The organism is Microbulbifer sp. MKSA007 (assembly GCA_032615215.1).
GTDB lineage: Bacteria > Pseudomonadota > Gammaproteobacteria > Pseudomonadales > Cellvibrionaceae > Microbulbifer.
In genome coordinates this window covers 44,564-70,956 of sequence record CP128432.1, presented here as the reverse complement: position 1 = coordinate 70,956, position 26,393 = coordinate 44,564, and the positions used below count along the sequence as shown (strand labels likewise).

Genomic DNA, 26,393 nt, shown 5'->3' with positions numbered 1-26,393 from the left:
GTTGTGATATTTACAACATGAGATTGAACATTGTTTTAAATATCAAAACATTTTTCGAGATGAGATTTTGGCATCCAAACACATGAAAATAGACCCAGATATTATTGATCGAACAGCCAGAGTGACCCGCAAAAAGCTTGGCTACACCCCATCTGAGATTAAAGAGGTTATAGAAACCATACTCCCAACGGTGGCAGATCGTCATGAGCTACGTACCGCGTTAGAGGAGTATGAGAAGACTGCACAGTACAGGCCGATGACCGGCGAGCTCATCAGAGAAGCGCGAAAAAAATGCTTTTTCTTTACAGCTGAGCAGTTCGGGCCGCTGTTAGGGTTCAAAGACAGCGGCTCGATACGTTCAACTATGTCTAATTTGGAAAATGGCCGAACTGAAGTCACAGAGATGGTTTCTCGACTTGCCAGAGCTTATTTAGCGGGCCACCGGCCCCCAGATTGGCCTCAAACCCCTAAGCTGAAGAAACCAAGCGTGTTGGATAAAAATCCTCATCAATAGGTGTCTTCTTCTGAAAATCGGCATGATTTTTCAACCGTAGACCAAAGAAGATAAAAGCCAGCCTTACATATAGTTGCAGACAACATATATTGCATATAAACAACTTAAAATTGTTATCATGTCTTGCAATGCCCGCTGAGCGTCATCACAGCATGGCAGCTCAGTTAGAGGTTGATTTTGATCGAGAGCAGACGGGCAGACGTTATCGGTCGCCGCATCAAAGAACTTCGAGAAGAACGCAAGCTCACTCAACCTCAGATGGGTGAGCTGTTTAGCTTCTCTGTCTCCAGATTGAGCCAATATGAGTGGGGTGACTTTACACCGCCGTTTGATCTGCTGATGCATTTTGCTGAATTTTTTAAGGTCAATCATGCTTGGATCATGGGTGTTCCGAACGCCCCTAAATACCTTCCACCGGCCCAAGAGGTGATAGAGAAGTTCGAAACCTTAAGTCCGATCATTGAAGCTCGTGCCTTTGCTCTTGGGATCTACCTGACACAAGAAACACGCAGAAAAGCCATTGGGTTTCTCATCGACAACTTTCCTGACATTCTCCAGACCTATGAAGACAATCTGGATGTGATCGACAGTGCCGTTATCGTGAGTGGCGACCGCCCTTAGCCGAAGTGCCTTGTTAGCTATCCAGCTCTCACGCCAAATTCTTCCTTCCTTTCTTATGTCATTAGCGGTAAGGCGCGCTAACGCGCCTTTCATGTTTGCTTTGGTGTGGGAGAGTAATAAACTATCATACTGACGAACACTCCAATCAGCAGAAAACTGCCGATACGAGTGACCTATCAAAAAATAGAGTTACATACTGGTCGCAGTGCAGGCTCTCCCGGCAACTGTTTTTTGAGTAATAAAGTTTCATACCGAAGAGCCCATAGCGGTCACTCGGCAGACAGCCAATTTATACCTGAGGTGACCCAGAATAGCCGCTCACTACATGAGTGCAAAGTCATCAAAAGAGTGGATCTACAGCTTTAAGTAGGTAATCTGCGGTGGGTAGGAACCGTTGAACGTCAAACGCAGCAGAGTCAGGTACTCCATTACTCGAGAACTAGTTTTGTCCAGCTATCCTTGATGACGGGCACACCGCAGAAAGCACAGCTTCTTAAGTGGCTTGTGAAAGCATTATAAATTCTGGAGATATCTAATGAATGATGAAATTTGGGTCAGTGGTGTGGGAAGCAATATCTCCCTCTTCAACAAACCGGGCATCCGCGAAAAATACTACGGCCACGACTGGGCACCTCCGAAGTTTGAGTTTGGCGCAACACCTGAGGATCAAGCTGATAACTATATTCGCTGCGCACGCGGTGAGAAATTAAAACGTGAGGAGTTTTTAGAGGCTGCTTATGTGTTCAACACGAAGCGGTGGAGCCGGGTCCAAGATATTTTTGCACTCTGTGGCTTCTACTGCGCTAAAGGAGAGTTTGCAGAGATCCTCAAGCGCTTTGATATGGGTGGAGGAGAACTGGTTGAGTTTCCCATCTATGAAGCTGACAAGACCACGCAGTTTCCTGGCCCGTTTTACTTTATCAACTGGGGCTCACAAAAACATTGCTTCCTGCATGAAGAGAGCAATGGCGTAAAAGCAACCGCTCGAAATCCAGAAACAGGGTTTCACAGATGGCGTGTTGCGATTGGTCCTCAAGACGGAGATATCGCAGTTTCAGGAGACGCGCTACAAGGTGCGGACCTTTGGATTGAGCCTTTGCTACGCTCCAAGATTTTTATGAGCGGACAGCTGCATGACGCTATTGTGAAGGCTTATCCGAAAATTGATTTTCGCTTTTCTAAAGCCCGTATTGTTTGATTTTTTTATTTAATTTGGAGTTGAGGCAATGAGTATTTTCCGCGGCCGCCTTTTTGGCTTTGAAGCACAGCACATCATTCCAAAAGAAGCTGTAAATGGCCTATGAAGCAATTGGATTCAAACGCAATGGTTCCTTTCCTTTGGCTCTCCTAAAAGAACCAATGGAGTTAAAGGCACTCGCGTTAACATAAATCGCCGAGCATCAGCTTTGGCTAGACAGACTCTCCGACACTGAAACTCAGTTTCGTCTGTCAGACCATGTCAATAGCGCACAAATCAATCCCTGATAGAATGTTGTTACTGGCTGCAGTTGGCACGACTTCGCCGGATCTAAGTGTACGGCGAATGACAGCTATGTCCGCTCTTCTGCCGTTCGCATTTAATGTGGGTCGGGACTTATGATTGCAGGTCGTGACACGTAGCGGCTCGCCCCTTCTGTATCAATCATTACCATTGCCAATGCAGTTGAAACAGTCGCTTTGGTGGGGAGCTGTTCTCATTCTATTGAGATGGCGAGATCTGGCTTGCAAGATCTCAGCGGGATCGGCTGATCCCACATCGATCTCTCAAACCAGCTCACTCATGTTGGTTCTAGGCTTACGGCTGGCAAGCGACCGGCACACCGGCCACATGCCAGCCTTCAGCAAGAAGCCAATCATTCATCTTTCTCTGTCATTTCGTCTGAGGATCTGCAGCAAGGGCTTCGCCCTCGCAGATGCCATCAAAAAAGCTGCAGTTACCACAACCTGCCCTTCGGTCAGGATGGGGAAACAGGTCTTTTTGGATTGCATCAGCTCACCCGCTTGCTTGGCAAGAAAAATAGAAACAGGCCTCTTGTGAGGCGGCTAAGGAGAAATAGATATGATCGCAGTCGGAGAAACCACCAATGTTTTGTATACGCAGCTTATCTGCAAGAAGTCTGGAAAGGTGCTGGGACAAGTAAGCGGGCCAACAGAGCAAACTGCGTACTGCAACAAAGTTTGGGCTGTACAATCAGATCAAGAGTTGATTGTCACAGATAAAACCGATGTGGCTGAACCATCTAACTTTTATGGCCCAGTTCCAAAGAACTCCAACGTCTATGTTTACGGTGATTTTCTTGAAGAGCAAAAACCCACTGACATAGAACCAACTTGGGTAGGTGCAGCGCTTGAACTGGAGCAGATGAAAAACTCAGCGTTTGATGTTGCCGGAAACACATGGACCGCATTTAACGAAAGCGGCGAGGTGCTTGGTTCATCTGAGTTCTAATACTCAAGGGCTAAAGTTAAGCGCGGCGGCTTGATAGTAAGCAAGCGGCCTTCTGCTCCTCCATTTTTCGAAGGCACTTCTTGCCATGACCGCAACATTTGAAAGCATGGGCTATGGCCCTTGCCATCCTTGGTATTACCACACCGGCGGAACACCGCTTTACCCAAAGCAGATTAAACGTTGCGTGATTGCTTCAGGCTATCGCGGGTATCTGGCAGGTGAGATTGAACGCATTGACCAGTGTGCAGAGCCCAAGCGCACACATGAGCTTAGAGCGATCAAGGCCACTGCTTTAACTCAGTTGAAACGTGATTTGAGCGGATACCGTGAGGCGGTGTGCGAACTGCGCCAAGGAGAGGTCTTTTATGATAAGGCCGCCCCATACCGATCTATTGGCGATTACTGCGTGTGTGCCAGCTTGAAGCACAATCATATCTATAATGGCTTTGCGATCCTCAACTACGTTGATGAGTTACTTGCCCACCAGAAAGACTTGTTTGATTTGTTTTAGTGCTAACATCCTGATGGATAGGACTGGGGGCGAAAGCTCCCTTTTTTCATTTGTGCCCTCCAGCCTTCAAGAACGATTGGCCTTCAAAGCTACAAGAAACGGAGCGTCCTGGTTCGCAAGCTCTGCGCGGGATCTGCTGATCCCACTTAGATCTTGCAACCCAGAACACCCATGTTTGCATTGGGCTTACGGCTGGCAAGCGACCGGCGCACCGGCCACATGCCAGCCTTCAGCAAGTCGCCAGTCTTTCATCTCTCTTTGTCATTTCGCCTGAAGATCTGCAGCAAGGGCTTCGCCCTCGCAGATGCCATCAAAAAAGCTGCAGTTACCACAACCTGCCCTTCGGCCAGGATGGGGAAACAGGTCTTTTTGGATTGCATCCGCTCACCCGCTTGCTTGGCAAGGAAAATAGAAACGGAACTCAATGAGACGGAGACAACAAAATGACCAAGACCCATTCACAGCACATGGCAGAGATTGAGCGGATTGAAGGCGTAGAAGCGACCTACAGTCCAGAGGACAACAAGCTCCGCCTCTATGTTGAGGAACGTTTTGACGAGGAAACCTATGCAGTCGTGAAATCCTACGGCTTCAAATGGGCACCTAAACAGAAACTTTTTGTTGCTCCAGCGTGGACGCCAGAGCGCGAAGATTTTTGCGTTGCGATTGCTGGCGATATTGAAGCCGAAGGCACCACACTTGCAGAACGCGCAGCAGCAAAGGCCGAGCGACTGGAGGGCTACGCAGCGAACAAAGAGCGCAAGGCGGGAGAGCTGTTTTCTGCAGCTGATGAGTTATCGCGAATGTTTGAGGACGGCCAGCCGATCCTTGCGGGTCATCACTCAGAGCGCAAGGCTTTGAAGACCAAAGATCGCATGGATAGCAACTTGAAGCGCGGCGTTGAGAGCCAGAAGGCAGCAAGGCACTATCTTTATAAGGCCGTGAGCGTGCAGCATCACGCCAACTTCAAGAACAGCCCAAAAGTAAGAGCAAACCGCATCAAGGCGCTTTTTGTAGAGTTGCGCAAATATCAAAGCGACCTCAATCACTATGCACTGGCTTTGAAGATCTGGGAGAAAACGACGAGTGAAAATGGGATCTCAGGACTCGTTGAAATAGGCCGGATTCGGACCGGATCTATAGCGGCTTGGGAGACACGCGGACGCATCAAAGAGGGTGAGATCACTCTGCAGCAGTTACGCAACGAGCGTATAGCAGCATTCAAGTGGCAACTTGAAAACACTAACCGTCACCGCTGGGTTGATCATCTGCTCAACCGGCTGGCCTATGAAAACGAGATGCTTGGCGGCGTCAATCGTTTTGAGGGGGAGATCACAGCAACGCTGCTTCAGACCTTCGCCCGCGCCCATGGAGCTGATAAGCCAAAAGCAACCAAAACACAGAGCGGAAACTTTGAGCTTAAAAGCCTAGCTCCGTTGCCGTTGCAGTTTGTGCAAGGTGCGACACATGACACGCTTGAACTGACTGATAGCGAGTGGTGCGAGCTGATGAAAGATGTTTGCTATGAGGTGCCAGTCAAGAAAGATGCCAAGCCATCAATTTTGAACTTCAAAGCCAAGCGCCTGCAGTCTCCCAGCCGCTATCATTCCGGCGAAATCAGCACCTTTGAACAGATCGAACTGACGAAGGCGGAATATGCCAAGATCCACACCGAGGTGCGCGGTACGCGGCTTTCTGTTTGCGGCAAGTTTCGCTTCAAGATCTGTTTAGATCCAAACTACAAAGGCCCTCGCTACCAAGCCCCTTGGGTTGCTGTTTTCCTGACAGACAGCAAGGCTCATCCTGTACCTGAGAGCTTTGTGCCGGTCGTGGAAGCAAAGGCCGCATAGGCCACTTACACCGCCAGAGATCACAGCACCGATGCTGTGATCTCATCCCCCAGGCCGACACAGAACCAAACAACTCAAGGGCAAAGTGAAATGAAAAAATCAGTCTACCGCCGACCAGATAAACCGATGATGATTGACGTTAAAAGACTGTCAGAAATTGAAGTGAGGAAGCCTGTTCTAAGTGCTCCCGTCATTGTCGATAGTGCAACGGAATGCCATGTCACACCGGCAGATGTTGCCGCTCGTATGGTGGACTATTTAGGCCCAGTAGGTGACTACTTGACCTTGGAACCAAGCGCAGGAACCGGAGCTCTTATTAAAGCTCTTCTGGCCTCTGGTCATAGTCCATGCGAGCTGGTTGCAATTGAACGCCATATAAAGCTTGCAACCTCGCTGAACTTTGACGGTGTGAGCATCTTGAACCGTTGCTTTTTAGAGTACGCGCAAGAGGTGCAGGGCAAGGCAGAATATGCGCGGATCATCATGAACCCGCCATTTTCCAAAGTACGCCAACACGTCAAAGCAGCGTTAGGGCTGCTAGGTCCAAATGGCCACGCCCGACCGGTAACACTTGTTGCCCTTGTTCCAATCACCTTCCAGCATGACGAGGCCGAAACACTGGAAACCTTAGGCCCTGATACATTTAGCGCGGCCAAGGTGAATACGAAGATCATCCGCATTGAACGGTAGTTTGAAAATGAAACCAAGTTTGACAGAAGGCCGGAGAAAGCGCCTGCAGCAAGACTGGACGAAGGCCGCAGGGGAATATGTTGAGCTAGAGAAGCGGGAGCGTAAACTGCTGGGATACTGCTCACAAATCGGGTGCCAGCGTCTTTTGAACTACTATCACAACAGCCCGAAAGTCAGTATGCATTATAGCGTGAGCCGCGAGAGTTGGTGTGTATCCCTTGAGGTCAGTTTCTAAGCCCGCATCAAGCGGGCTTTTTGCTGCACTGGGTAAGCTTCATCTAGTGCTTATCCATCCACCGGCAGAAGCGGGGCTGCATCGCAAGACGTCTCACCACAGAGCAGCCGCAAGTTAGGCTTACCCCATGCCTGAGAAGCACAGGACGGGCAGCGGTACTTGATCCGGTTAGAGCGGTTTTTGTCTTCTGGCACATGGATGAGGCTGCTAACCCCAGCTCCAAGCGGTGCCCCAAGAGCTGCCCCGCTTGCAGTTGTGGACGTGACAGTCTCACTCACAGCCACAGGCATGCGGTCTAACCAGGAAATACCAAAGCCCTTTGCCAGCAGCTTTTCTGTTGCTGCCAAGAACAGCCCACCCTCTAGAGCATAATCGCCCATCTTTTCTCCGGTGCGTGCACCGCCCGGAGCACTGGTGCTCGATGGCATCAGGCCAACGGCCTCCATCTTATCTGCCCATTCTCGATTGTGATAACCGCGCCGCCCAGGTTTGCCGAAATGAAATTGCCATGAATGAACCATTTCGTGGACCAGTGTTTGCAAGATCTCCTGCAGCGAGATGACAGCAAAGTAAGCTGGGTTCATGGCAATCTCATCAGTGTGTTTCTCGTCCCTGCGGTTCACGAAACGCTTAGATGAGAAATACCCGTAAGTGCGCTTTTCACGTTGCAGCGTGATCAGGCAAGGTGGCAGCTCGTTGCTGAATAGCTCGCGGTTGTAATGGTCGAAAGCGTCTTGCAGCTCTTCATAGGCTTCTTGTGTCGGGGTGGTCATGCTGCCTCAGAAATTGGATTGCACAATCCAAAATATTCAATCAAGGATTGTTCGTCAACAAGGGCAGGGGAGGTTGAGTTGAATGCGGGGCGATCTGGCCTGCAAACTCTCAGCGGGCTCTGCCGAGCCCACATCGAGCCCGCATTCCAGCTCACTCATGTCTGTCCTGGGCTTGCGGCTGGCAAGCGACCGGCGCACCGGCCACATGCCAGCCTTCAGCAAGCAGCACAGCTTTTCACTTCCATTGTCATCTAGCCTTGAGGGACTGCTGCAAGGGCTTCGCCCTCACGAGAGCTAGATCGTCGCTCCCCTGACCACAATCTTCCTCGCCTTTGGGCTGCGGGAGAATGTGGACAGCCTCTCTCCTCACTAGCTCCCGCTCACCTGCTTTCTTGACAGAGAAAGAGAGACGGACACTACAGACGCGGGAGTAAGCCCCATGACCATTCGTAATCTTTTCAAGTTCTTCGCCTATGTCGCTGGCTTTGCTGCTGAGGCCAAAACGCCATCTCAAAAATATGCATCGCAGCTACCTAGCTTAGATATGTCTGTCATTGATGTGTTCATGGATGAAGACGTGATGCCATTCACCGAGCGCTACATCGCTTTTCTCCTCATTGAAGGTGAAGTGCGCCCCGTTCATGAGGATGCTTTAAACTTTGAGGATGCAATTGAGAAGCTTGAAGAGCTTTACGAAGACGCGCAAATCTTGAGGGTCTACGGCTCTGACCTTGCTGTCTATGAAGGCAACAAATGCATCCAAGCAGGGCAACTATTCCTTACAGAAGAGCAGAAATTGCAAGTGGGTTGGGCTTACATGGAAGAGGAAGAGCCAGACTTACGCGAAGACTGGCCGCTTTACATGAAAGAAAGCGATTACCACGAGGAAGACGAAGAGCCAGAAGAGGTTTTGCAAGAGGGGCAGTTTGAGTGTGTAATCTCAGTGCTTCAGTATGAGGGGCTCATTCATGAGGTGGATGTTGATTTCATCGAAACCCACCAAGCGGAGTGTTTTGCTGAAGTTGTCGAGGATCTGTCAGAACGATACGACGATGAGTTTTCTTGGTCGGTTAAGGCCCGAGACTGGAAAGGCAACCGCTTCACTCACAGCCACAAACTAGACAAAACCCGCATTCATGAGCAGCACTTGGCACATGAAGAACAAGCTTTGAAACGCTGCGAAAATCAAGATGTTCAGTGGGCATTTTAGCAACCGCGAAACCACTGGACCAACTTACCCATGGGTGCATTGCACATAGCAACTTGAGGGTGCATCTGATAAAATGATTGGGATTTAGGGGCAAAAGCAGCCGCGCTGATCCGGCCAGCGCATCGGGTAAGATTGGCTTTCCCGACTGAGGCAACAGCCTTGCCCCTAAACCGGAGGTGATGAAATGAGGTTCTTTCCCATTTCAATCGCGCTTAAATTAAAAAAGACTCGGAACAGCTGGACACTGGAACTCCGAGTCTCTTTTAAATAACAGCAAACGGAAGGGGGCTTAGCTCCCTTCCACTCCGGTATACTACTCCGAGATTTCCAAAAAATCAATTAGCACCGCTTTACAGAGCGCGAGTGATTTTGGGCTTGCTCCAACGCTTCCAGGCTGCGCGTGATCTGCCGATCCCACTTCGCCTTCCAGCATTGGCGCTGCGCTCATTGTTTATGCCAACCGTCTGCAAAGTCGAGCACTCGGCATCGGCACCCTTGCAGGGCACACGATGCCTCGCACTCGACTTTGCAGATCGGGGCGGTGCGGCGCTGTGCAATCGCTCGTTGCACTCGCAGATCGCAAAGCGCCTTGAGGCGCGGATCACGCGCAAGCTTTGCAAGCTTACACATGCTCCGCGCCCCCAAAAGCTTGCGCAAAAATTGCCGATACGCTCTGAAACGATTTCCGCGAATCTTCTCTTTTTTCCGCCTCCAAAGCTTGCGAGCTGTCAAGCGAGCAATTGATATTTCGCAAGTTTCAAATGCAGAGCATTCAGCACTTCTGAAACACGCCCGCGAAAATTCGTTGCTCTTGAAATGTATTTCACCCCTTTAAGAGCATTACCTCTTGACAGCTTTTCAGGCTTTCGGGTGTGCAATCGTGCAGATTTCTTCAACCCGAGTGGAAATTACCCAATTTCCGCGTGTTTCCATGTGTTTCCACGAGTTTCCACGAGTTGGTGAAGAAATTTCCATGTGTTTCCACGAGATCCCAATTGTTTCTACGATTTTCCAAGAGTTTCCAAGTGTTTCTAGGTGTTTCCAAGAGTTTCTAAGAGTGAAAGTTGGCAAGATAGGCTAAGCGGTCCCGCTTAGCGAAAATTCGACGAGTTCGGCCTAACTCGACGAATTGAGCTTATTCGCACTAACGTGCTCAACGGCTTTTTTGCTGCGCAAAAATAGAGGATGGGTACGGGAAACTTGTTGTGGAAAACTATAGTCTACACTTTTAAGGAAATTCTACTGAAACCCCGCAGTTTCCCTTGATACATAAAAATTGAAATAAATCAGAAGTGTAGCTGTGCCTATTCCTGCGCCGAACTGTGATCGAAATGGGGCTGGCAATAGTTGAGGGAATAGGTTATGCACGTTTTACTTGTTGACATAGCTGTGATGCTATGCGGCCCCGGCGGTTATTAAGTACCACCCTATAACCACCGGGGCCTAGCAAGTACCAAAGCAAACTTGGCACTCGCATAAGGAGAACTACAACTTCTAATTTTAGCCGCAGTGATCTCTCATGTCTCGAATGGCGTGAGACTTAACGCATTTCGACATGGAATGCGATGAGTCGAGCTGTGTCTAAACCCTTTATCCAAATATTAAACATCAGGGATACCCGCGTGACCAGCGGGTAAACGAGCAATGGCACTTCCGTGGGGAGATGCCCGAACTCAGTTTCAACTTGTGCGTGCGCATGTCGAGGCAGAGATCGGGAGAGGTGTATCTAAACATAAGATCTTTGAGGCCCTTTCCAACGAAGGAAAGATCTCTATGTCGAGAGCATCTTTTTATAATTGTGCGGATAAGGCTTTGAACCCTAAGCCGAAATCGTCTTCTGGAGGTGCCATTGCACCCCCACCCCAAGCAGAGCAGGAGCGGGCGTCTCCAACAAATGGCCCGCTCCTGACATCGCAACCTGAAGGCAAAAGCCGGTTCCAAATGGCCGACGATATTCCCAACTACGACTAACTGAATTGAGTAATCATGAAGTACGTAAACATAGTCCTGCAAGGAAAAGGCGGAGCCGGTAAGAGTTTTGTCTCTCTTTGTCTTTCTGAGTTCTTAAGACATAAAGAAAGAAAGCTGATTGCAATTGATACAGACCCAGTAAATCCTACTTTGCATTCTTACAAGGCTCTCAATTGTAATCTTATCCGCATGATGGATAACGGTGAGATAGATCACCGCAGCTTTGACCAGATCATTGAAGGTATTTTGGAGGCTGAAGAAGATCTGCACTTCGTTATCGACACGGGCGCGACAACCTTCCTGCCGATGCTCAAGTATCTGGATGAGAACGGTGTTCTTGACCTGCTGCAGGACAATGAATGCGAAGTTGCCATTCATACGGTTGTCAGTGGGGAGGGGCAATTGATGCTACTCTTTCCTGTGTCGATAAGATCTTCAAAGTATTCCCAAAGCAGAAAATTATCATCTGGAAGAATGAATACTCAGGACTTGCTGCAAAGAACGACAAACCTTTCGAAGATCTGAAAATCTTCAAGGACAACATCGAACGCATCTACGCGGTGCCAACACTCAAGCAGCGCACCGGAAGCTCTTTCAACTTCGACATTCAGCAAATGATCGAAAAACGAAAGACCTTCAGCGAAGCAATCAATGACGAGGCCTTTGGGCTTATGTCTCGCCAACGTCTCAAGATGGTTCAAAACGATGTGTTTTCCCAGCTTGAAGCCATGAAAATGTAAGCCTGAAGCGAGGATGTGATGACAATCGACGCTTCAGCAGCGCAAGACAACAGCCAGCCAAACTTCGACTTCATGGAAGAGACTAAAGCAGCTCCTAAGGATCTGCAGATCTCAACTCTGGACGAAGTTCAAGCGCTCCTTGCCAAGAAACATGGGGGACGCGGAGCGGGATCTGATGACCCGATCTGGTTGCTCTACTCCATGTTTGAGGTGTTCGTTGCCGATCTTTCGGTCCTCCTGCAGGAGACCGATACGCGGCAAGGAGCAGAGCGCGAGAAGCTCAAAGCAATGCTTCCAGAAGTGGCTAAGACCCTTTCTGAAAGCTTGCAGGGCGAGCTTTCTGGTTTGAGTTCAACCCTTGGGCAACTGCGTCAGGACGCAGAAGCCAGCTCCGTTGAAAACCTGCTGAAACAGCAAGCTCAGTTCTCCTCAGAACTTGGCACTCTCACATCCAAAGTCAGAGGCCTCAAGTGGCCTTTTGTTCTCCTAACCGCCCTCAACTGGCTCGCCGTGGGGGCTTTCTATCTCATCATGATCAAATAGGTTTGTCATGCTTCCTTCTCGATATTCAAAGTCGTTCCTGACCCGTGAGGTCAAACTCTTTCTCCTTGCTGTTTTGCTCCTGAACCCAGCCATAGCCTATGCAGGCGCTGACTGGGCGAACCCAGCTGTCACGACCTTCGGGTACCTAGAAAGCGGCATGGTTCAGATCGGTGCTGTCGTGGTCGGACTTGGTGTTGTGGCCTTCGGTGCTTGGTCGGCCATGTCTGGCAGCATGCGGTGGGAAAGATTGGTTAACTATGTCATTGCGGCGATCATTATTGTAGCTGCTCCAACAGCAATCCGCGCCCTTGTCGATCTAGCCTAGGGAGAGTGGTATGCGAGTGCAGAACGGCGTTTATCGGCATCTACAATCTCCCTCAACCATCTTTGGCATGCCGCCCTTGTTTGCGGCGTTTGCGTTGGGTGGAGTGTTCTTTGTGGGCGCTATTTTAACCTTAGTGATTGATCCGCCGGTTGTCATGCTGCTCTGCATTTTTGCCATTCCTCCTGCTCTGGTGTTCACGATCACACTTCGGCGCAAGGACGCTCATTGTGAGGCGACACTTTTGCTGCCTCACACCTTCTTCAAAGGCAAACAAACCCGCTGCCTTATCGTCGGCGGCTCTACGGCCAAGGCGAAAAAAGGCAAGGGAAAATGAGCATCATTCTTTCAACTGTTGCAACATTAGGCGTTGCCGGTGGCGCGGCCATGTACGCCAACAAACTGCTGCGGGCCAATGATGGTGGTGAGTTTGAACAAGACTGGCTTGCAGATGAGCTGGACTTTGATCATCTGCTGGATGACCGATCAACCGTCGTCATGAAAGACGGCACACTGTTTCGTGTGTTTCGTATGCGCGGCATGTCTTACGACACCATGAACTTTACTGAGTTGTCTTCGCTTGCCAATCAGCGCACCAACATTTTGCATCAGGTTGGTGCAACCGGATCAGCATTCCGGTTTGTTGCCGTCAAGCGCCTTAAAGATATCTCGTTCGACGCTGACTGGCCCTCACCAGCCTTGCGCGAAATTGGTAACGCGGAAAAAGAACTTTATAAACGTGCATACTCCATGCACTGGTTTGTGGTGGTGGAGGCCAAGACTTATGAGGGGCTGAGCAAGAACAGTAAAACGTTGCTCTCTGGCTTTGAAAAGTACCAGATTGAGCTACTTGAAGCGGCAGCAAACCTCACAGACCATTGTGAACTCACAGCGTTCCTGACCTATCTCGTCTGCGGCGAGATGCCAAACAATATCACGCGAGTGAGCCGGTCAATCAATGCAAACCTGCCCGTTTGCGATCTCATCATCAATAAAGACGGGACTGTCTTAACGCAGTCTCCACTCAAGCATATTCATAAGACAATCGGTGTTCATGAGTATCCTGACAGCGTGTCAGGAATGATGATTTCCAAGATACTCGCATTACCTGCTGAGCTGGAAGTCACTCAAGTATGCCTCCCGCTTAACACCGAAAAAACCATCATCGAATACACGCGCAAAAAGGCTGAGCAGCTCAACAGCTTCCTTACTTCAGCTTCCATGGTTGCTGAACTCAATGAGGCCACCGAAGCGCTGACCAATAACTCCAACGCTATGTTTCAAACCCAGCTGCAGTTCACTGTTCGGGCCAGATCCGAAGAAGAGCTGAGCGAGGTACTGGACCAGATCTCAGCCATCTTGAACACGCGCCGTGTTAAGCATTCTGTTGAAACCGCACCAGCTGCAAACAGCTGGTTCAATCGCATGCCTGGACAGGACAAGCTGGTTAGAAAGCTGCGATTGATGGATTACAACATCGCCGCGCTATGGCCGTTCCAGTATTCTCCAGAAGGCATGTACTCCTCTCCGTTTGGTGATCGCCCTTTGCGCCTGTTCAAGACGCCAACAGGCCAGAACTACGCCTTCCAGTTCCATATTGCAGACAAGCCTCAGGCCGCAGGCCATTACCTGATTTTTGCTCCTACCGGTACAGGTAAGTCCACGCTGATCATGCACCTGCTTGGCGGGATCGCCAAGTTTGCAGGGGTGCGCAATTACGTCTTTGACAGTCTAGAAGGTGCGCGGTTCATGACTGAGGTCATGGGAGGCAAATACCAGTCCTTTGATCAGCTTTCTCTCAATCCTCTTGATGGTGATTTAGCAGATAAAGCCACGCGTCAGCGGGCCGCGACCATGATCCGGATCATGCTGGGTGAACAGTACGCCCAAGAGATGGATGACCAGATCAATGATGTGTTGGATTTTGCCAGTGTTCTGGAGCGTGGTGCGCGTACATTCGATAATATTTTCAAGGCGGCATTCCCACCGGATACAGATATCAAACGAGCTTTCACCAGATGGGTTCATGATGAACGGCAGGGAGAGGGGGCTTATAGCCACATCTTCAACGCCCCTCATGACAGCATTCGCTCCTTCCTCGAAACTAGCCACCTGGTCGGCATTGATATGACCGAGCCTTTGAAAGATCCGTTGCTTGGTCCTGCTCTGGTTACTCATGTATCCAGCGCAATTTATGAAGCTGCCAAGGTGAACCAGAATGGCTTTTCCATCTTCGTTGATGAAGCCGCCAACCTTCTGCGTAACAAAGGCTTCCGTGATCTTGTTGGGCAGATGTTCATGGAATACCGCAAACTTGGCGGTGTTGTTGGGCTTGCCTTCCAGAACCCTGAGGCACTTGTGGAGTATGAGGGGTCTGCCAAGATCATCAACAACGCTCCAAACCTCCTCTTCATGGCTGGTTGCGGCGGCAGTGATAGTGCGCTGGAGCCGTTCAACCTGAGCGATGATCAGATTGCATTTATTCGCGGTGAGACTGAGCTGCAAGGAGGCCGTCAGGTTCTTCTGGTCAGACGCGATCTGGCGACTGGCTACAATGAAAGCACCATCATCGATGTTGACCTATCTGGTCTTGGTGATGCGCTGCGCTTCTACCGCTCAGGCACTGGCCCAATGGCTGAACTTCAAAAAATTCAGGAAGTCTGGGGGGAGCAATGGCTATCTCACGTTTAATTGCGGCAACTGCTATATCGCTTTCTTTATGCCTTGCCACTGAAAGCGCTTATGCCGCCAAGCCTGTAATTGATGTGAAGGGCTTGGCTGAAGCCAAGAAGACGATCACAGAACTGAAGAAGCAGCTCGCCACCATGAAAGAGCAGCTTGATGTGGTCAAGGATGTTCGTGCTGGCATTGACGATACGCTGAAAAGCATTGGTGAGGTCTCCAAGATCTCAATCCCATCCCTCAACTTTGGCAATATTACCAGCCAGATCATGTCCGACAACTCCTGTCTGGTTCCCGACTTTGAAAGTCTGATGCCTGATGTGAGCTTTGATGAGATGGATATCGGCTCGCTCTGCTCTCGCTCTGATGCCTATCAAAACGGACTGGTAGCCGAACCAAAGGATATGAAGTCCCAGACATGGGAGCAAAAGAGAGCCACAATCGCTGGCGTGCAAAAAGCGCGAGAGAACACTGTTGCGGATGCGTCTTTCAAAGGTCTGGCTCAGGCAGATATGGCGCAGGAAAATGCGCTTCAAACGCTAAGTGCAGCCCAAGAGCTGAAAGGTGAGGGGGCTAAAGCCCAAACAGTGAATGAGCGCCTGCAGGTGCTCATCGAGGTCAACACTGCGCTGCTGCAAAGTCAATCGCAGACTAATCAGCTGCTTGCCCAGATCCTCAAAGTCTCTTCGGCCAAATCTATTCTGCAAGGTGTTCCACTTGAGAGCGAGCTGGCAAAGAAAGACATGAAAAAGAAGGGAGGTTCTTCATGACCTCCCTGTCTATGCCCTCATATTCAGTTGGTTTGCAGGTACTTCAGCGTACCCTCGGCCTTGCGCCGCTCGTAGGTAGCTTTGTAAGCCTCCGGAACGTCTGGACTGCGCCAGTTCGGAATGCGGCAGTCTTCCATTCTGAAGTTAAACCGTTTGGTGTTTCGCTCGCAGTAAAAGACTTCATAAGCACGCCAGTCTTCTGCAGCAAACGGTGCGCTTTTCACAAACGAGTAGTTCCAGGACAAGCGCATCAATTCCAGATCACGATACTTCGCGATTGCCTCTTGTTGTTCGCTCGCAAGAAAGATTTTTTTGTCGGATTCAACCCGAAAGGCTTTTTCGATCTTACCTCTTTTGAGAAAGGGAACATCTTTCACAACTGCCTTTACTCCTCGTTTGTATTCAGTCTCAGCAGACTTTTCCCACGCCATATACGCGCTTTCATACTTCGCAAGCTCCTCCGACAAAGCTTCAAAATTATTCAAGTTGTTCCACGCCCACTTAGCATAGGTCGGATCAACAAAGTCCGAGGCATCTGTCCCCCAATTGTGTCGCGTCGGCGGTACGGCGGACCCTTCCAGAGCGATGGAACTTTTCAGTTCGCCGAGTTTGATTTCAGCTTGAGCTTGCGCCGTACCAACAAGGAAGGTGAGTGCAATGAGTAGTGGTTGTGTTAGCTGCCAGGTCATTGAAGAGTACGTCAAAAACGGCGGCGACTTCGTAAACAATTTCATGGATATAGCCTTTGAACCTATGCTGGCAATTTTTGTGAGCCTAGCATGTTTATGGGCGGTATTCCAAGGGTTTAAGCTCGTTACCGGCGCTGCAGACGTTGGGGGAATTGCAACTCAATTCGTATTTTTGTTCTTTGGCTTTGGTGTGCTAATGGCTCTGCAATATGGCCTTGCAGGACAGGTTTACGAGGTCACCTACAACATCATGTTTGGCATCCCTGCAAGCATCATGGGCGGCGGCGGTGGCAGCAGTGCTGTAGTAGAGCTTGTTTCCGGCATTGAAACGGCCTTCATGCAGCCAATTAACATGGCAAAGTCCATGATGGATGGAGCAGGGTTCTTCGACAAGGTTGGCTATGTAATTTTTACCGGTCTCCTGATGCTGCCCTTTATTCTGATGATGATCGTGTTTGTGACACAGGTTGCCATTGGCCTCTTCCGCATCATGATGATTTGCCTATTTGCTCCCTACATCATCACTCTGAGCGCCTTTCCTTGGGGGCGTGAGCAGATTGGAAACGGTGTGCGAACCCTATTAGGCGCTGTAATCACGCTTGTTTCGGTCACATTAGTGTTTTCGCTCATTGTTAAAGGCGTTGAGAGTCTTGTGCCGACTGGTGAGGGCGTTGGTACAGATTTGAGTGATGACACTGCTTGGGGGAACTACATCGTTGTAATCCTCACCGCTTGGTCTGGCGTGGCGCTCATTCAAGAAGCCGTCAGCCTAGCGGGAACCATCGCTCAAGCCTCTCTTAATGCAGCAACTTCAGGCGCCATGATGCAAGGTGTTGGCGGTATGGCCAGCAGCTACATGAAAGGCGGCGGCGCGGCCTACAAGGCAGGCAAAGCCGCGATTGGCGTCACTAACGATGCTCTGGGCGATGCCGCCCATGACATGAGTTCAAAATACGGCTCAGGCCGCGCTCCCAAAAGTCAAGCAACCGATGCACTCAAATCAGAGAAGTAATTTCCATGCGTAAAAGTTTCATTCCAATTCTTTCGATTGTCTTGCTTCTGGCTGGTTGTCAGACCACCGAGATGCCCTATGAACCGGTGAATACCGACGAAATGCGGCCCTCTCCATGCGCATGCGTAGACCTTGAATATCAACCTCAAGCTTTCGAGTGGGTCGATGCTGCACAAGTTTAAATTTGGCAAGAAAAACAAAGCGGAGCCGGAGGCCCCAGTTGAGGGCACGGCACTGGTTGAGGTCAATGCGCCCGAGCTGAGTGTTGAGGGTGAACGACCTGGAGCACATGAAGCCGTTCTGGATGCAGACCCCTTTGCGTACAAAACTGCCCATCGCCGCATGGTGAGATTGTTCAAGGTCTCAGTATTCCTCAATGTGGTCACTGGCCTGGGGTTAGCTACGGCATTGCAAGTTCTAGCCGTAGCGATCCCTTTGAAGACAACAGAAGTGGCGCTCTTGCGTGTAGATCCAGCTGATGACCGGATCTACCGTGTGGAGCCGATCTCGGTTGAAGTTGATGGCTTTGAGCTGATGCTTGAGAAGATGGCACGGCGCTATGTGGCGCAGATCCTTGCCGTTGATGGCATCTCTCAAGGAGCACGCTTCAAAGAAGTCGCAACTTATTCTGATCAGGACTTCTACCGGCAGTTTTTGAAAGAAAATGAAGGTCGGATCGATGAGGCCATTGAAGATGGTCTCAACCGTTCCATCACTGTTGAGACGGCGAGCCAGGTCGATGCCTATAACGGTGTCTATCAATACTCCGTTGACTTCATCCAGACTGACAAGATCGGCAGACAGCCACCAGAGCAAAGCAAGCTTCGAGCTTATCTGGAGATGACGACCCGTCCTCAAGAAGTCACGACCGTAGAGCGCTTCGAAAATCCTCTAGGAATCCGCATTTTGAAATTGGCTGTTCAGGAAAGGCCAACCACATGACGTCTCGCATTTCTCTTTTTCTTGTCACATTGCTTGTTTCAAACACTGCTCTTGCTCAGACAGCGCTCAATCGTGGTCCTCAAACGCCAAGCCAGCGCGTTGCACAAGGCCAGCAGGTTGCATCTCAAAGCGTGACGGCCAGCGTACCGCAAGACGCGCTCAAACAAGCTGCAGCACAGCGCCGTGGTGAGTTCGGTCAGATGAGCCGTACGACCGTTCCATTGGGCCAGATTCAGAAGGCATGGGACAAGGCCGGTAAAGACAGCGGTGTTCATACTCAGGTTGATTGCGGTGCCTGCGTTTACCGCGTGCGCCTTCGTGAGTTCATGGCCTCTGTTATTCAGCTTCCAGAAGACGTGAAGATTAAGAATGCGGACATTGCTGATGCAAGCTTGTTTGACACTAAAGTGCGTACTGACAACACTTTGGTGGTCAAGCCACTGGCAGCAGGCGCTGATAGCTCGCTGCAGGTCTATGCAGAAGATGGCAGGGTCTACAGCTTCTATCTTCGTGCTGAGACGGTGAACTCAGAAAATCTTCCCGATCTCTTCTTTAAGATTGAGAAGCCTCGTGTTGCCCAATCAGCCTTTATCGAAGTTGCTGCAGGTGGACCACCTGCGCCGCTGATGAACATGCCATATACGCCCAAGTCTGGTGATGCTCAAAAGGTAGCCGGTGACTATGTGAAGAAGGCCAACATCGACCCGTCCAAACTGCGCGGTTGGGGCGAGTACAAGCTTTGGGGATCTGACAATTCCCTGAAGCCTGAAATGGTTCTGCGAGATGATCACTTCACCTACATTTTCTATGGCGACAAGTGGAAGGACATTGAGCTGCCGACCGCCTATGTGGTGGTTGATGGAATTGACGAGCTGGTCAATACCCGCGTGTCCGGATCTACCTATATCATTGAAAATACGAGTAAACTGATCACCCTGAAATCTGGTCAGTCCTATATGTGCATCGAGTTCAAGGGTAACTAACATGAGTGTATGTGAGTTATTCCTTGCGGTGGGACTGAGCTTTGGCGGGGCGTGTGAGCCCGAGCCGGTTGTGGCTCGTGGTTTGCCGCCCAGTGACGAGGGGGTGTTTGATTACAAACTCCCCCAAAACCAAAGCCGGTGGCTCCACCAGCTCCACCTGCACCGCGCATCATTATGGCTCCTCCAATCGTAGTTGAAAGGGAAGTCAGCAAAGACGCGCCGCCAAGAACGATCATCAAGAAAGAGTACATCACAGTCGAGAAGATTGTTGAGCCACCCAAGCCCAAAGAGCCAAGCCCGTTTGAGCTGGAGCTGCAGGCAGCACGAGCGGCTCGTTTTGGTACGCAAGGCTACATTACATCAGAAGGTGTGATGGCTAATGGCCTTGAGGGTAATGTTCCTGGACTGGATGGCGGGTTAGTTGAGACGGCAGCGCTTAATGTGCCTCCTCCCGGATCTGGTGTTGCAGGATCATTAGCTGCACCACAAGGCATTGATCCGGAGAACAGCACCTACAAGGCTTCAGGCCGGATCTCCACCAGTGCGGTTGATAACAGCCGCATTGTGACTGCCGACCGTTATATCACCGGCATCATGGAAACTGGCATCAACAGCCAGCTTGCAGATGAGGGCACGGTCGTCATTCAGGTGAGCAGGGATGTTTACGGCTATCACGGGGCCAATCTTCTGGTTCCCAAGGGAAGCCGTATGATCTGCCGTTATGAGAGTGCCAAGAAGGTTGGACAGACCCGTATTGGCTTCCAATGTGAGCGCGTTCTCATGGCTGAAAGCCGAGCTGAAATCTACCAGCTCAAGGCCAAGGTTGGCGATGCTCAAGGCTATGGCGGCATGTCCGGACATGTCGATAACCGTTGGTGGGAGAAGTACGGCACCGCCGTGACCACCGTTGCCATCGGTGCGACCGTTGAATCAGCCGTTACCATGGCATCTGCCTATGGTTTGAAAGGCTCCGACACAATCGCTTCAGCCCTGACAGGCATCTCGGAGAACGTTGGCGAGTTGTCGGCAAAGTTTATGGAAGACACGGTCAATTTGAGGCCGGTCATCCGTATTTCCCAAGGCACCAGAGTTCAGATCAGACCTGAATATGACTGGTACTTGGCTCCACCTACCCAACAGTGATGAGGGTTATTTAGATGCGGAATATTTTAAGGCTTAGTCTGGTTGGAGCCTTGCTGCTGACAAGTTCAGTTGCAGGCTTCTCCCAAACTGCTTCACCGCCGTCTGCAGCAACGCAGGCAGTGCAGGCAGGCAAGCAGGGCACGAGTGCGGCAGAGGCCACCGCTGCACTTCGTGAAAAGCTGTTCGCCGTTGCTGTGAAGCAGACAACACCAATTTTTGAAGGCAAAGCAGTTGAGCTGGCCTTGCAGATTAAAAAGGCACCGCAGTTTACTGCAGGGGTCAACAAAGACGAAGTGTCTGTATCAGGTGTGAGCGCAGAAGGCTTCTCCCAGTATGTCATGCATGATGGGAAGAAGATCGGGCAAGCTGTGCTCACACGCCTGACGAAGGGCGAGCGTTTTGTTGAACTGAATGCAGAAAACTTCTCTTCGCAGTTTGATGTTGAAGAGGATGTGATCAATCCGGAAGAAACCCTTGATGTTTCTGGTAATGAGGAAGAACTGATTGCAGCTCTAAAGAAGCTGAACTCAGATGAGGCTCCTGCAGAAGACAAGGAAAAATCGGGCGAGGAAAAGGAAGAAGATTACCGTGATGTTGCCCGCGATGAGAACGGTGGGTCTGGATCTGGTGGCAGCCCATCAGGCGGTGGTGAAACTCCAGGTTCAAGTGGCTATGAGACGCCAGAACGCAAGGACGTAGAAAAGGCTGAGACACCTGAAGAAGATCCAGAAGAGGTTCGCGTAACCTATGATGGATGTTCACCAGTCATCGACCGCAATCAGGGTCAGGTGCGCGTTCAGTCTAAGACGCAAACGCTCAAGAAAGGCATCGTTGTTGAGGAAAGTGCTTGTTCTGATAGCGGGACAAACTTCACGATCCAAAAGAGCGCTGCAACTTGTGAAGACAAGATTGATCTCAATGCGCGTATCGCAAAGCCTCAGTTCCTTGAGTACTACATCAATAGCCAGCAAGAGCGTATTCAGCTGTCTGACTGTCAGCCAGATCCAGACACAACGTTCCGGATCACAGAAGCCGATACCTGTCCGATTGATGTAAATCTGGAAGAGGGTAAGGCTTACGTTGAAACCTCGCTGGTCTACACCGATGGCAACAACAACCTTCAGACTGTTCGCACTTGTGAGCGCTCTGAAACCGTTCCGCCAATCCAAATGACCCAAGTGGCTGATGGCTGTAATATCGTTCATGATTTCGGCAATGCTCTTTCAACCGAAATGGCAATGTGGATGTATGAGCGTGACGGCCAGTTCTACCAGGCTTCACCGTGCACCCAGACTGACAAGACCTTCAAGCATGAGAAGGTATTCAAGAAGAATGGCGTCGATATCTGCCAAACCATGGTGGATCTGACTGGACGCAGAGCGATCCCACAGTATCGCAACGAGATTGTGGTAGATGGTGTTGCGCAGTACATCGATCAGTGTACCCCTGATTCAAACACAACAATCAACATTCTAGCGACCAGTGAAGGGTGTATGAACCCTGCAGAGTTCAATCACGACATTGCTGCAGGTGTCTCATATGGCCTTGAGCGCCACTATTATGAAAACCCACTACGTGTTTATGTGAACAGCTGTCAGCAGAGCAAGACAGCTTACACCCATGACGTTGAGATCTCCTCTTGGAAGTACAATGACGAAAAGAAAGTCGCTCAGCCGCTTTCTGATGTGTCTATCAATGTCTCTGGGCAGGTCTATCCAATCGCTTCAAACATGTTGCTGCCAGGTGCTCCGGAATTTGCTTACACCTCTTTGGGTGAAGAAACTGAGCAAAAGCCAGGTGGTCGTTACTTTGAGGGTTGCTACGGTTTCATTCCAACCAAATTGACCGATGTTTTTGAGCGGCCAGATGGAACACGTCTTGAAATCGATATGGGAGCTGGAGCGCCTTACGCGGAAGGCTATCAGTGTAAATCAACCACTGAAGGCTGCATGAACCCAAACGACTTCATTCATGACTTCACATCCGGTTACTCCTACGGTCTGCAAAGGTTCTACTACAACAATCCAGATCGCAACTATGTTGGTTCCTGTGAGAAGGGCGACAATACTTTCAATCACAATGTAGAAACAACCGGTTGGCAGAACAATGATGCAAGACTGAAAGCCAAGCCTCTTTCAGATGTTTGGATCAGGGTTGAAGGTGCAAATCACACCATTGCGCAAACCATGTTGATGCCTGGAGCAGCTGAAGTTGCTTACAACCTAACACATGAGGAAGATGTGCCTCGTGCAGGTGATGCAACAATTGATGGCTGTAACAAAACGGTGCCATCCACGTTGATGAAAACATATGAGCGGCCTGATGGTTCTGAGTATGTCAAAAACGCCGGTGCCGGATCAGGTGTGGTCAGCGATGTTTGTACCCGTGTTACGGAACGCAAGACCACGCGCAAGACCACTTACTATTCTCCGCGTGTTCCTGAATGTGCGACTGGTTTCATTACCAACGAGTACGAAAAAGAGGAATATCGGACTCGTACGAAGATCACGTATCCGGATGGGAAAGTGGAATACACCAGCTGGAAAAATTACTCCAACTCAAAGCTTAAAAAGAGCCTGGTGCGCAAAAACGGTAGCAGATCGAATAGCGATGAGTACTGCTAGTATCTAAGTTCTACCAACTGAGTTGGCGGGCAGAGCTCTTGTCTGCCAACTCTCATTCAAACTGAAATTAAGACGTAAAGCCAACGGCTTGAAAGTAGCTCCCGGAGACAACTCTCAGGGTGAATGGGTAAGTCATGTCTGATGCACTGATAATGAAGCTTATGGAACCTTTAGCTGAGTTCTACAGCGATCCTAATGTAGTTGAGGTACGCCAAATGCGGCCTCGGAAACTCATTATGGAGCACCGCAAAGCAGACCTGCAGCTGATCGATACGCCAAATATCGGCTTCACCGAGATCCGGCGCATATGTCAGGCGCTTGCCAACTACAACGGCTTGAAGTTTTCCGAAGATACAAACCCAAACCTTTCCGTGTCACTTCCTGAGCGCCATCGTTTTGAGTGCCTGATTGGGCCAAGCACGCAGAACGGCCTTTCCATGGCAGTGCGTTGCAAACACCCTTACGAGATCAAGTTCGAAGATCTGGGGCTTCGCCAAAAGATCATCGACTACATTGGTGAAGCCATGCACAAGCGTTGGAATATTGCGATATCCGGCTCCACCAACACTGGCAAAACAACATTCCTGAACAAGCTGCTTGGCCTCTTGCCTGTCCAAGAGCGCATTGTGTCGTGCGAAGATACGCCGGAGTTGGAAGTTGAGCGCTTCTGGAATGGATCTGCGCTGTTTGCAGCTCGTGAAGCCTCACAAGGCGCAGGCCTGAGAACATGGGAGCAACTCTTTAATCACAAAATGCGTATCTCTCCAGATCGCATCATCTTCTCAGAGATCTCTACTGAAAATGCCTTTCCGGCCTTGAACGCGCTTAACACCGGCGCGAAGGGTTGGATGTGCACCATTCACGCCGACCGCGCTGAGATGGTGGTCGAGCGGTTTCAGCATAACATCGATATGTCGGGCATGAACCTGACAAAGCCAGTCAGCGAGTACTTCGACACGCTGGTAGATGTGATCTTCCATATCACTCGATTTGACCGCGGAGTGCGTCACGTCACCGATATCTACGAGGTCAAAAACAACCGTTACATCCTCAAAGACGGGAAGCCTCAGTGATGCATGTATTCCCACGAGTTGTTGCTCTTGTCTCCATATTTGCCTTTATCGTTGTCACGCTCGCAGGCTGGTATTACACGCTCGCGTTTGATCCCACTGACCCCGAGTGGTGGAAGTGGCTCTATGCCTTTTATGTTCAGACTAAATCGCTTCCCAATGAGATCCTGTTCCCGTTCGGTGGCGGTTTTGCTTCCATGATCGCAGTCATGATTGTTGGCCGCATACTTATGGAGCGAGCCTCCAGTTCAACAATCTCCGGAGAACATGAATCTGCTTCCCTTCATGGATCTGCGCGTTTTGCCGAGCGTGAAGAGATCGAAAAAATGGGTCTGCTGCGCGGCAAAGGCGTTGTTGTTGGTGGGCTGGAAGACAAGCTGAAGGGCACCACCATGCTTCGCCATGATGGACCTGAACACGTTTTGGCATTCGCCCCTACCCGCTCAGGTAAAGGTATCGGTGTTGTCGTCCCTACTCTGCTCACCTGGCCTGGAAGCACCATCGTGCTTGATATCAAGGGTGAGAACTACGCCAAGACCTCAGGCTGGCGTGCCTCACAAGGTCAAAATGTTTTCTATTTTGAGCCAAGCGCAAAAGAGGGATCTGCCCGCTACAACCCGCTGCAGGAGATCCGGATCGGGCAGGAGGAGCAGATTGGCGACTGCATGAATGTCGCTACCATGATCATCGACACATCAGGCCAGGGGATGAAAGACTTTTGGGAACAGGAAGGCTTTTCGTGGCTGTCTACCACAATTTTGCATGTCCTCTACCGTGTGCGAAACGAAGAAGAACGCACCGCTACACTGACAGACGTTCTCTATTTTCTCTCTGTTGGAGATGAAGATTCTAAAGCCAACTTAGCTGATAAGCTGGATGAGTTGGTGAAGGCCAAAGCTACTGGCAAGAAGGATGAGGATGATAGCTTTGAACGTGTCTTGCATGACATGGAGAGCTATGACCACGGCAATGAAGATGCTGACAGAGAAGTCCGTCGCTGTGCAGGTCGGATGCGCAAGCGTGCTCCAAATGAACGCTCTGGTGTTGTTTCTACTGCAACCGCTCAGCTTGCGATTTTCTCAGACACCATAGTGGCGCGGAACACTTCTGAGAGCGACTTTACAATCAACGATCTGATGAATGCCGATCAGCCGACCAATGTTTATTTGATCCTCTCGCCTGCAGAGATCACGCGCATGAAGGCGTTGATCCGGATCATCCTCAATCAGTTCTTGACGCGCCTGACAGCGAAGATGTCTCACAATGAAGATGAGACGCTTTACAAGCACCGCATGCTCCTGATGCTCGATGAGTTTCCGCAGCTCGGCAAGCTCGACATTTTCGAAACGTCACTGGCGTTCATGGCGGGATATGGCCTGAAAGCTTTCCTGATCACACAGGACATAACCCAGCTTCAAAAAGCATATGGTCGTGATGAGAGCATTATCTCCAACTGCCATGTACGCATCGCTTATGCACCCAACAAGATTGAGACCGCTCGTGTCCTTTCTGACATGACTGGTAAGACAACGGTCGTGCAACGAAAGCGGTCTGTTTCCAAGAATCTGGACAAAGCTTCCGCCAGTGTTTCTGAAAGCCTTTCTGAAGTGGCACGTCCCCTGCTTACTCCAGATGAATGCATGCTCTTGCCAGGTCTGGAATATGACGAGGACGGCAAAGTCACAGGGCCAGGAAAGATGCTCATCTTCACCGCTGGCAAACCAACCATCTACGGCCAGCAGTTCTTGTACTTCAGGACGAAGAGATGAGGGATCGCTCTAAACTAAAGCCATCCGGCAACGTTAAAGATGGTGTTTTGATAGCCCCTTCTAAACCTGTTCAACCGGTCCAGATACCAGCGCAAACACCTGCAGATCCAGAGCAGGAAAAACAAGAGCCGGAACAAGCGGATAAACCGGATCAGACTACGACACAGCCTGAATCCGACCCGATGCTAGCCCGCTTTATGAAAGCTGCTGAAGGCCCGCAGCCAGAGGCCTCATCATGATTTTTAATCTCATTTTTTCTGTCATTTTGAACCTGCAGGAG

28 protein-coding genes are annotated in these 26,393 nt (G+C 50.2%); 25 read left to right on the top strand and 3 right to left on the bottom strand.

What is annotated here, in order from left to right:
• The first annotated feature begins 82 nt into the window (after positions 1-82).
• From QT397_02350 to QT397_02315, 8 genes are all read left to right on the top strand, one after another.
• The gene (locus QT397_02350; protein ID WNZ54002.1) at positions 83-514 is read left to right on the top strand and encodes a hypothetical protein; all 432 of its coding nucleotides are present in this window, start codon (positions 83-85) and stop codon (positions 512-514) included.
• Between the two features lie 177 nt (positions 515-691).
• Positions 692-1,135, top strand: coding sequence for a helix-turn-helix transcriptional regulator (locus QT397_02345; GenBank protein WNZ54001.1), 444 nt, complete (start codon positions 692-694; stop codon positions 1,133-1,135).
• A gap of 535 nt (positions 1,136-1,670) precedes the next feature.
• Entirely contained in the window at positions 1,671-2,333 is a 663-nt protein-coding gene (locus QT397_02340; protein WNZ54000.1) for a hypothetical protein, read from the top strand.
• An 861-nt stretch (positions 2,334-3,194) separates the two neighbouring features.
• Complete coding sequence (locus QT397_02335; protein WNZ53999.1) at positions 3,195-3,584, top strand: hypothetical protein; 390 nt, start codon at positions 3,195-3,197, stop codon at positions 3,582-3,584.
• Between the two features lie 85 nt (positions 3,585-3,669).
• Positions 3,670-4,095, top strand: a complete 426-nt coding sequence (locus QT397_02330; protein ID WNZ53998.1) for a hypothetical protein — start codon at positions 3,670-3,672, stop codon at positions 4,093-4,095.
• 443 nt (positions 4,096-4,538) lie between these two features.
• Entirely contained in the window at positions 4,539-5,945 is a 1,407-nt protein-coding gene (locus tag QT397_02325; protein ID WNZ53997.1) for a DUF3560 domain-containing protein, read from the top strand.
• Between the two features lie 90 nt (positions 5,946-6,035).
• The gene (locus QT397_02320; GenBank protein WNZ53996.1) at positions 6,036-6,635 is read left to right on the top strand and encodes a hypothetical protein; all 600 of its coding nucleotides are present in this window, start codon (positions 6,036-6,038) and stop codon (positions 6,633-6,635) included.
• Positions 6,636-6,642: 7 nt separating this feature from the next.
• On the top strand, positions 6,643-6,870 hold the full coding sequence (locus QT397_02315) for a hypothetical protein (GenBank protein WNZ53995.1): 228 nt from the start codon (positions 6,643-6,645) through the stop codon (positions 6,868-6,870).
• 50 nt (positions 6,871-6,920) lie between these two features.
• Here QT397_02315 and QT397_02310 read toward each other — a convergent pair whose 3' ends face one another.
• Positions 6,921-7,643 carry a SprT-like domain-containing protein gene (locus QT397_02310; GenBank protein WNZ53994.1) on the bottom strand — a complete coding sequence of 241 codons (723 nt, stop codon included), beginning with the start codon at positions 7,641-7,643 and terminating at the stop codon, positions 6,921-6,923.
• Between the two features lie 439 nt (positions 7,644-8,082).
• On the opposite strand from QT397_02310, the gene QT397_02305 reads away from it, so the two are divergent.
• A complete protein-coding gene (locus QT397_02305; GenBank protein WNZ53993.1) occupies positions 8,083-8,853 on the top strand; it encodes a hypothetical protein in 771 nt (256 codons plus the stop codon).
• A 350-nt stretch (positions 8,854-9,203) separates the two neighbouring features.
• On the opposite strand, the gene QT397_02300 is transcribed toward QT397_02305, so the two are convergent.
• Positions 9,204-9,473, bottom strand: a complete 270-nt coding sequence (locus QT397_02300; protein ID WNZ53992.1) for a hypothetical protein — start codon at positions 9,471-9,473, stop codon at positions 9,204-9,206.
• A 1,153-nt stretch (positions 9,474-10,626) separates the two neighbouring features.
• Between QT397_02300 and QT397_02295 the strand changes: the two genes are divergently transcribed.
• Genes QT397_02295 through QT397_02260 form a run of 8 tightly spaced genes read left to right on the top strand, consistent with a single transcriptional unit; the run spans position 10,627 to position 15,881 of the window.
• On the top strand, positions 10,627-10,824 hold the full coding sequence (locus QT397_02295) for a hypothetical protein (GenBank protein ID WNZ53991.1): 198 nt from the start codon (positions 10,627-10,629) through the stop codon (positions 10,822-10,824).
• A gap of 15 nt (positions 10,825-10,839) precedes the next feature.
• Positions 10,840-11,349 (top strand): hypothetical protein, encoded by a 510-nt coding sequence (locus tag QT397_02290; protein ID WNZ53990.1) that lies wholly within the window; start codon positions 10,840-10,842, stop codon positions 11,347-11,349.
• Positions 11,350-11,384: 35 nt separating this feature from the next.
• Complete coding sequence (locus tag QT397_02285; GenBank protein ID WNZ53989.1) at positions 11,385-11,564, top strand: hypothetical protein; 180 nt, start codon at positions 11,385-11,387, stop codon at positions 11,562-11,564.
• Between the two features lie 18 nt (positions 11,565-11,582).
• Positions 11,583-12,107 carry a hypothetical protein gene (locus tag QT397_02280; GenBank protein ID WNZ53988.1) on the top strand — a complete coding sequence of 175 codons (525 nt, stop codon included), beginning with the start codon at positions 11,583-11,585 and terminating at the stop codon, positions 12,105-12,107.
• A gap of 7 nt (positions 12,108-12,114) precedes the next feature.
• Positions 12,115-12,432: a TrbC/VirB2 family protein gene (locus QT397_02275; protein WNZ53987.1), complete on the top strand. Its 318-nt coding sequence runs from the start codon at positions 12,115-12,117 to the stop codon at positions 12,430-12,432.
• 10 nt (positions 12,433-12,442) lie between these two features.
• Positions 12,443-12,766 carry a hypothetical protein gene (locus QT397_02270; protein WNZ53986.1) on the top strand — a complete coding sequence of 108 codons (324 nt, stop codon included), beginning with the start codon at positions 12,443-12,445 and terminating at the stop codon, positions 12,764-12,766.
• Positions 12,763-15,120, top strand: a complete 2,358-nt coding sequence (locus QT397_02265) for a hypothetical protein (GenBank protein ID WNZ53985.1) — start codon at positions 12,763-12,765, stop codon at positions 15,118-15,120. Before QT397_02270 ends, QT397_02265 begins: the two co-directional genes overlap by 4 nt.
• Complete coding sequence (locus QT397_02260; protein ID WNZ53984.1) at positions 15,102-15,881, top strand: hypothetical protein; 780 nt, start codon at positions 15,102-15,104, stop codon at positions 15,879-15,881. The genes QT397_02265 and QT397_02260 overlap by 19 nt, the downstream gene beginning before the upstream one ends.
• Before the next feature lie 23 nt (positions 15,882-15,904).
• On the opposite strand, the gene QT397_02255 is transcribed toward QT397_02260, so the two are convergent.
• Positions 15,905-16,570, bottom strand: coding sequence for a hypothetical protein (locus QT397_02255; protein ID WNZ53983.1), 666 nt, complete (start codon positions 16,568-16,570; stop codon positions 15,905-15,907).
• Here QT397_02255 and QT397_02250 point away from each other — a divergent pair.
• From QT397_02250 to QT397_02215, 8 genes are all read left to right on the top strand, one after another.
• The gene (locus QT397_02250) at positions 16,539-17,582 is read left to right on the top strand and encodes a hypothetical protein (GenBank protein ID WNZ53982.1); all 1,044 of its coding nucleotides are present in this window, start codon (positions 16,539-16,541) and stop codon (positions 17,580-17,582) included. The two genes, QT397_02255 and QT397_02250, sit on opposite strands and share 32 nt — an antisense overlap.
• A gap of 132 nt (positions 17,583-17,714) precedes the next feature.
• Positions 17,715-18,524 (top strand): VirB8/TrbF family protein, encoded by an 810-nt coding sequence (locus QT397_02245; GenBank protein WNZ53981.1) that lies wholly within the window; start codon positions 17,715-17,717, stop codon positions 18,522-18,524.
• Positions 18,521-19,507, top strand: coding sequence for a TrbG/VirB9 family P-type conjugative transfer protein (locus tag QT397_02240; GenBank protein ID WNZ54085.1), 987 nt, complete (start codon positions 18,521-18,523; stop codon positions 19,505-19,507). Before QT397_02245 ends, QT397_02240 begins: the two co-directional genes overlap by 4 nt.
• Positions 19,508-19,681: 174 nt before the next feature.
• On the top strand, positions 19,682-20,650 hold the full coding sequence (locus tag QT397_02235; protein WNZ54084.1) for a TrbI/VirB10 family protein: 969 nt from the start codon (positions 19,682-19,684) through the stop codon (positions 20,648-20,650).
• A gap of 14 nt (positions 20,651-20,664) precedes the next feature.
• Positions 20,665-23,274: a hypothetical protein gene (locus QT397_02230; protein WNZ54083.1), complete on the top strand. Its 2,610-nt coding sequence runs from the start codon at positions 20,665-20,667 to the stop codon at positions 23,272-23,274.
• Between the two features lie 134 nt (positions 23,275-23,408).
• Positions 23,409-24,347 carry an ATPase, T2SS/T4P/T4SS family gene (locus QT397_02225; protein ID WNZ54082.1) on the top strand — a complete coding sequence of 313 codons (939 nt, stop codon included), beginning with the start codon at positions 23,409-23,411 and terminating at the stop codon, positions 24,345-24,347.
• Positions 24,347-26,113 (top strand): type IV secretory system conjugative DNA transfer family protein, encoded by a 1,767-nt coding sequence (locus tag QT397_02220; protein ID WNZ54089.1) that lies wholly within the window; start codon positions 24,347-24,349, stop codon positions 26,111-26,113. The genes QT397_02225 and QT397_02220 overlap by 1 nt, the downstream gene beginning before the upstream one ends.
• The gene (locus tag QT397_02215; GenBank protein ID WNZ54081.1) at positions 26,110-26,352 is read left to right on the top strand and encodes a hypothetical protein; all 243 of its coding nucleotides are present in this window, start codon (positions 26,110-26,112) and stop codon (positions 26,350-26,352) included. Before QT397_02220 ends, QT397_02215 begins: the two co-directional genes overlap by 4 nt.
• Positions 26,353-26,393 lie beyond the last annotated feature (41 nt).

What these genes read in the sequence shown, in the direction of transcription:
- QT397_02310 (WNZ53994.1), bottom strand. Translation starts at nt 7,643, where the DNA reads ATGACCACCCCGACACAAGAAGCCTATGAAGAGCTGCAAGACGCTTTC.
- QT397_02255 (WNZ53983.1), bottom strand. Translation starts at nt 16,570, where the DNA reads ATGACCTGGCAGCTAACACAACCACTACTCATTGCACTCACCTTCCTT.
- QT397_02295 (WNZ53991.1), top strand. Translation starts at nt 10,627, where the DNA reads ATGTCGAGAGCATCTTTTTATAATTGTGCGGATAAGGCTTTGAACCCT.
- QT397_02270 (WNZ53986.1), top strand. Translation starts at nt 12,443, where the DNA reads ATGCGAGTGCAGAACGGCGTTTATCGGCATCTACAATCTCCCTCAACC.
- QT397_02340 (WNZ54000.1), top strand. Translation starts at nt 1,671, where the DNA reads ATGAATGATGAAATTTGGGTCAGTGGTGTGGGAAGCAATATCTCCCTC.
- QT397_02320 (WNZ53996.1), top strand. Translation starts at nt 6,036, where the DNA reads ATGAAAAAATCAGTCTACCGCCGACCAGATAAACCGATGATGATTGAC.
- QT397_02315 (WNZ53995.1), top strand. Translation starts at nt 6,643, where the DNA reads ATGAAACCAAGTTTGACAGAAGGCCGGAGAAAGCGCCTGCAGCAAGAC.
- QT397_02260 (WNZ53984.1), top strand. Translation starts at nt 15,102, where the DNA reads ATGGCTATCTCACGTTTAATTGCGGCAACTGCTATATCGCTTTCTTTA.
- QT397_02325 (WNZ53997.1), top strand. Translation starts at nt 4,539, where the DNA reads ATGACCAAGACCCATTCACAGCACATGGCAGAGATTGAGCGGATTGAA.
- QT397_02220 (WNZ54089.1), top strand. Translation starts at nt 24,347, where the DNA reads ATGCATGTATTCCCACGAGTTGTTGCTCTTGTCTCCATATTTGCCTTT.
- QT397_02230 (WNZ54083.1), top strand. Translation starts at nt 20,665, where the DNA reads ATGCGGAATATTTTAAGGCTTAGTCTGGTTGGAGCCTTGCTGCTGACA.
- QT397_02305 (WNZ53993.1), top strand. Translation starts at nt 8,083, where the DNA reads ATGACCATTCGTAATCTTTTCAAGTTCTTCGCCTATGTCGCTGGCTTT.
- QT397_02235 (WNZ54084.1), top strand. Translation starts at nt 19,682, where the DNA reads ATGGCTCCTCCAATCGTAGTTGAAAGGGAAGTCAGCAAAGACGCGCCG.
- QT397_02330 (WNZ53998.1), top strand. Translation starts at nt 3,670, where the DNA reads ATGACCGCAACATTTGAAAGCATGGGCTATGGCCCTTGCCATCCTTGG.
- QT397_02290 (WNZ53990.1), top strand. Translation starts at nt 10,840, where the DNA reads ATGAAGTACGTAAACATAGTCCTGCAAGGAAAAGGCGGAGCCGGTAAG.
- QT397_02225 (WNZ54082.1), top strand. Translation starts at nt 23,409, where the DNA reads ATGTCTGATGCACTGATAATGAAGCTTATGGAACCTTTAGCTGAGTTC.
- QT397_02215 (WNZ54081.1), top strand. Translation starts at nt 26,110, where the DNA reads ATGAGGGATCGCTCTAAACTAAAGCCATCCGGCAACGTTAAAGATGGT.
- QT397_02250 (WNZ53982.1), top strand. Translation starts at nt 16,539, where the DNA reads ATGAGTAGTGGTTGTGTTAGCTGCCAGGTCATTGAAGAGTACGTCAAA.
- QT397_02335 (WNZ53999.1), top strand. Translation starts at nt 3,195, where the DNA reads ATGATCGCAGTCGGAGAAACCACCAATGTTTTGTATACGCAGCTTATC.
- QT397_02350 (WNZ54002.1), top strand. Translation starts at nt 83, where the DNA reads ATGAAAATAGACCCAGATATTATTGATCGAACAGCCAGAGTGACCCGC.
- QT397_02265 (WNZ53985.1), top strand. Translation starts at nt 12,763, where the DNA reads ATGAGCATCATTCTTTCAACTGTTGCAACATTAGGCGTTGCCGGTGGC.
- QT397_02240 (WNZ54085.1), top strand. Translation starts at nt 18,521, where the DNA reads ATGACGTCTCGCATTTCTCTTTTTCTTGTCACATTGCTTGTTTCAAAC.
- QT397_02275 (WNZ53987.1), top strand. Translation starts at nt 12,115, where the DNA reads ATGCTTCCTTCTCGATATTCAAAGTCGTTCCTGACCCGTGAGGTCAAA.
- QT397_02280 (WNZ53988.1), top strand. Translation starts at nt 11,583, where the DNA reads ATGACAATCGACGCTTCAGCAGCGCAAGACAACAGCCAGCCAAACTTC.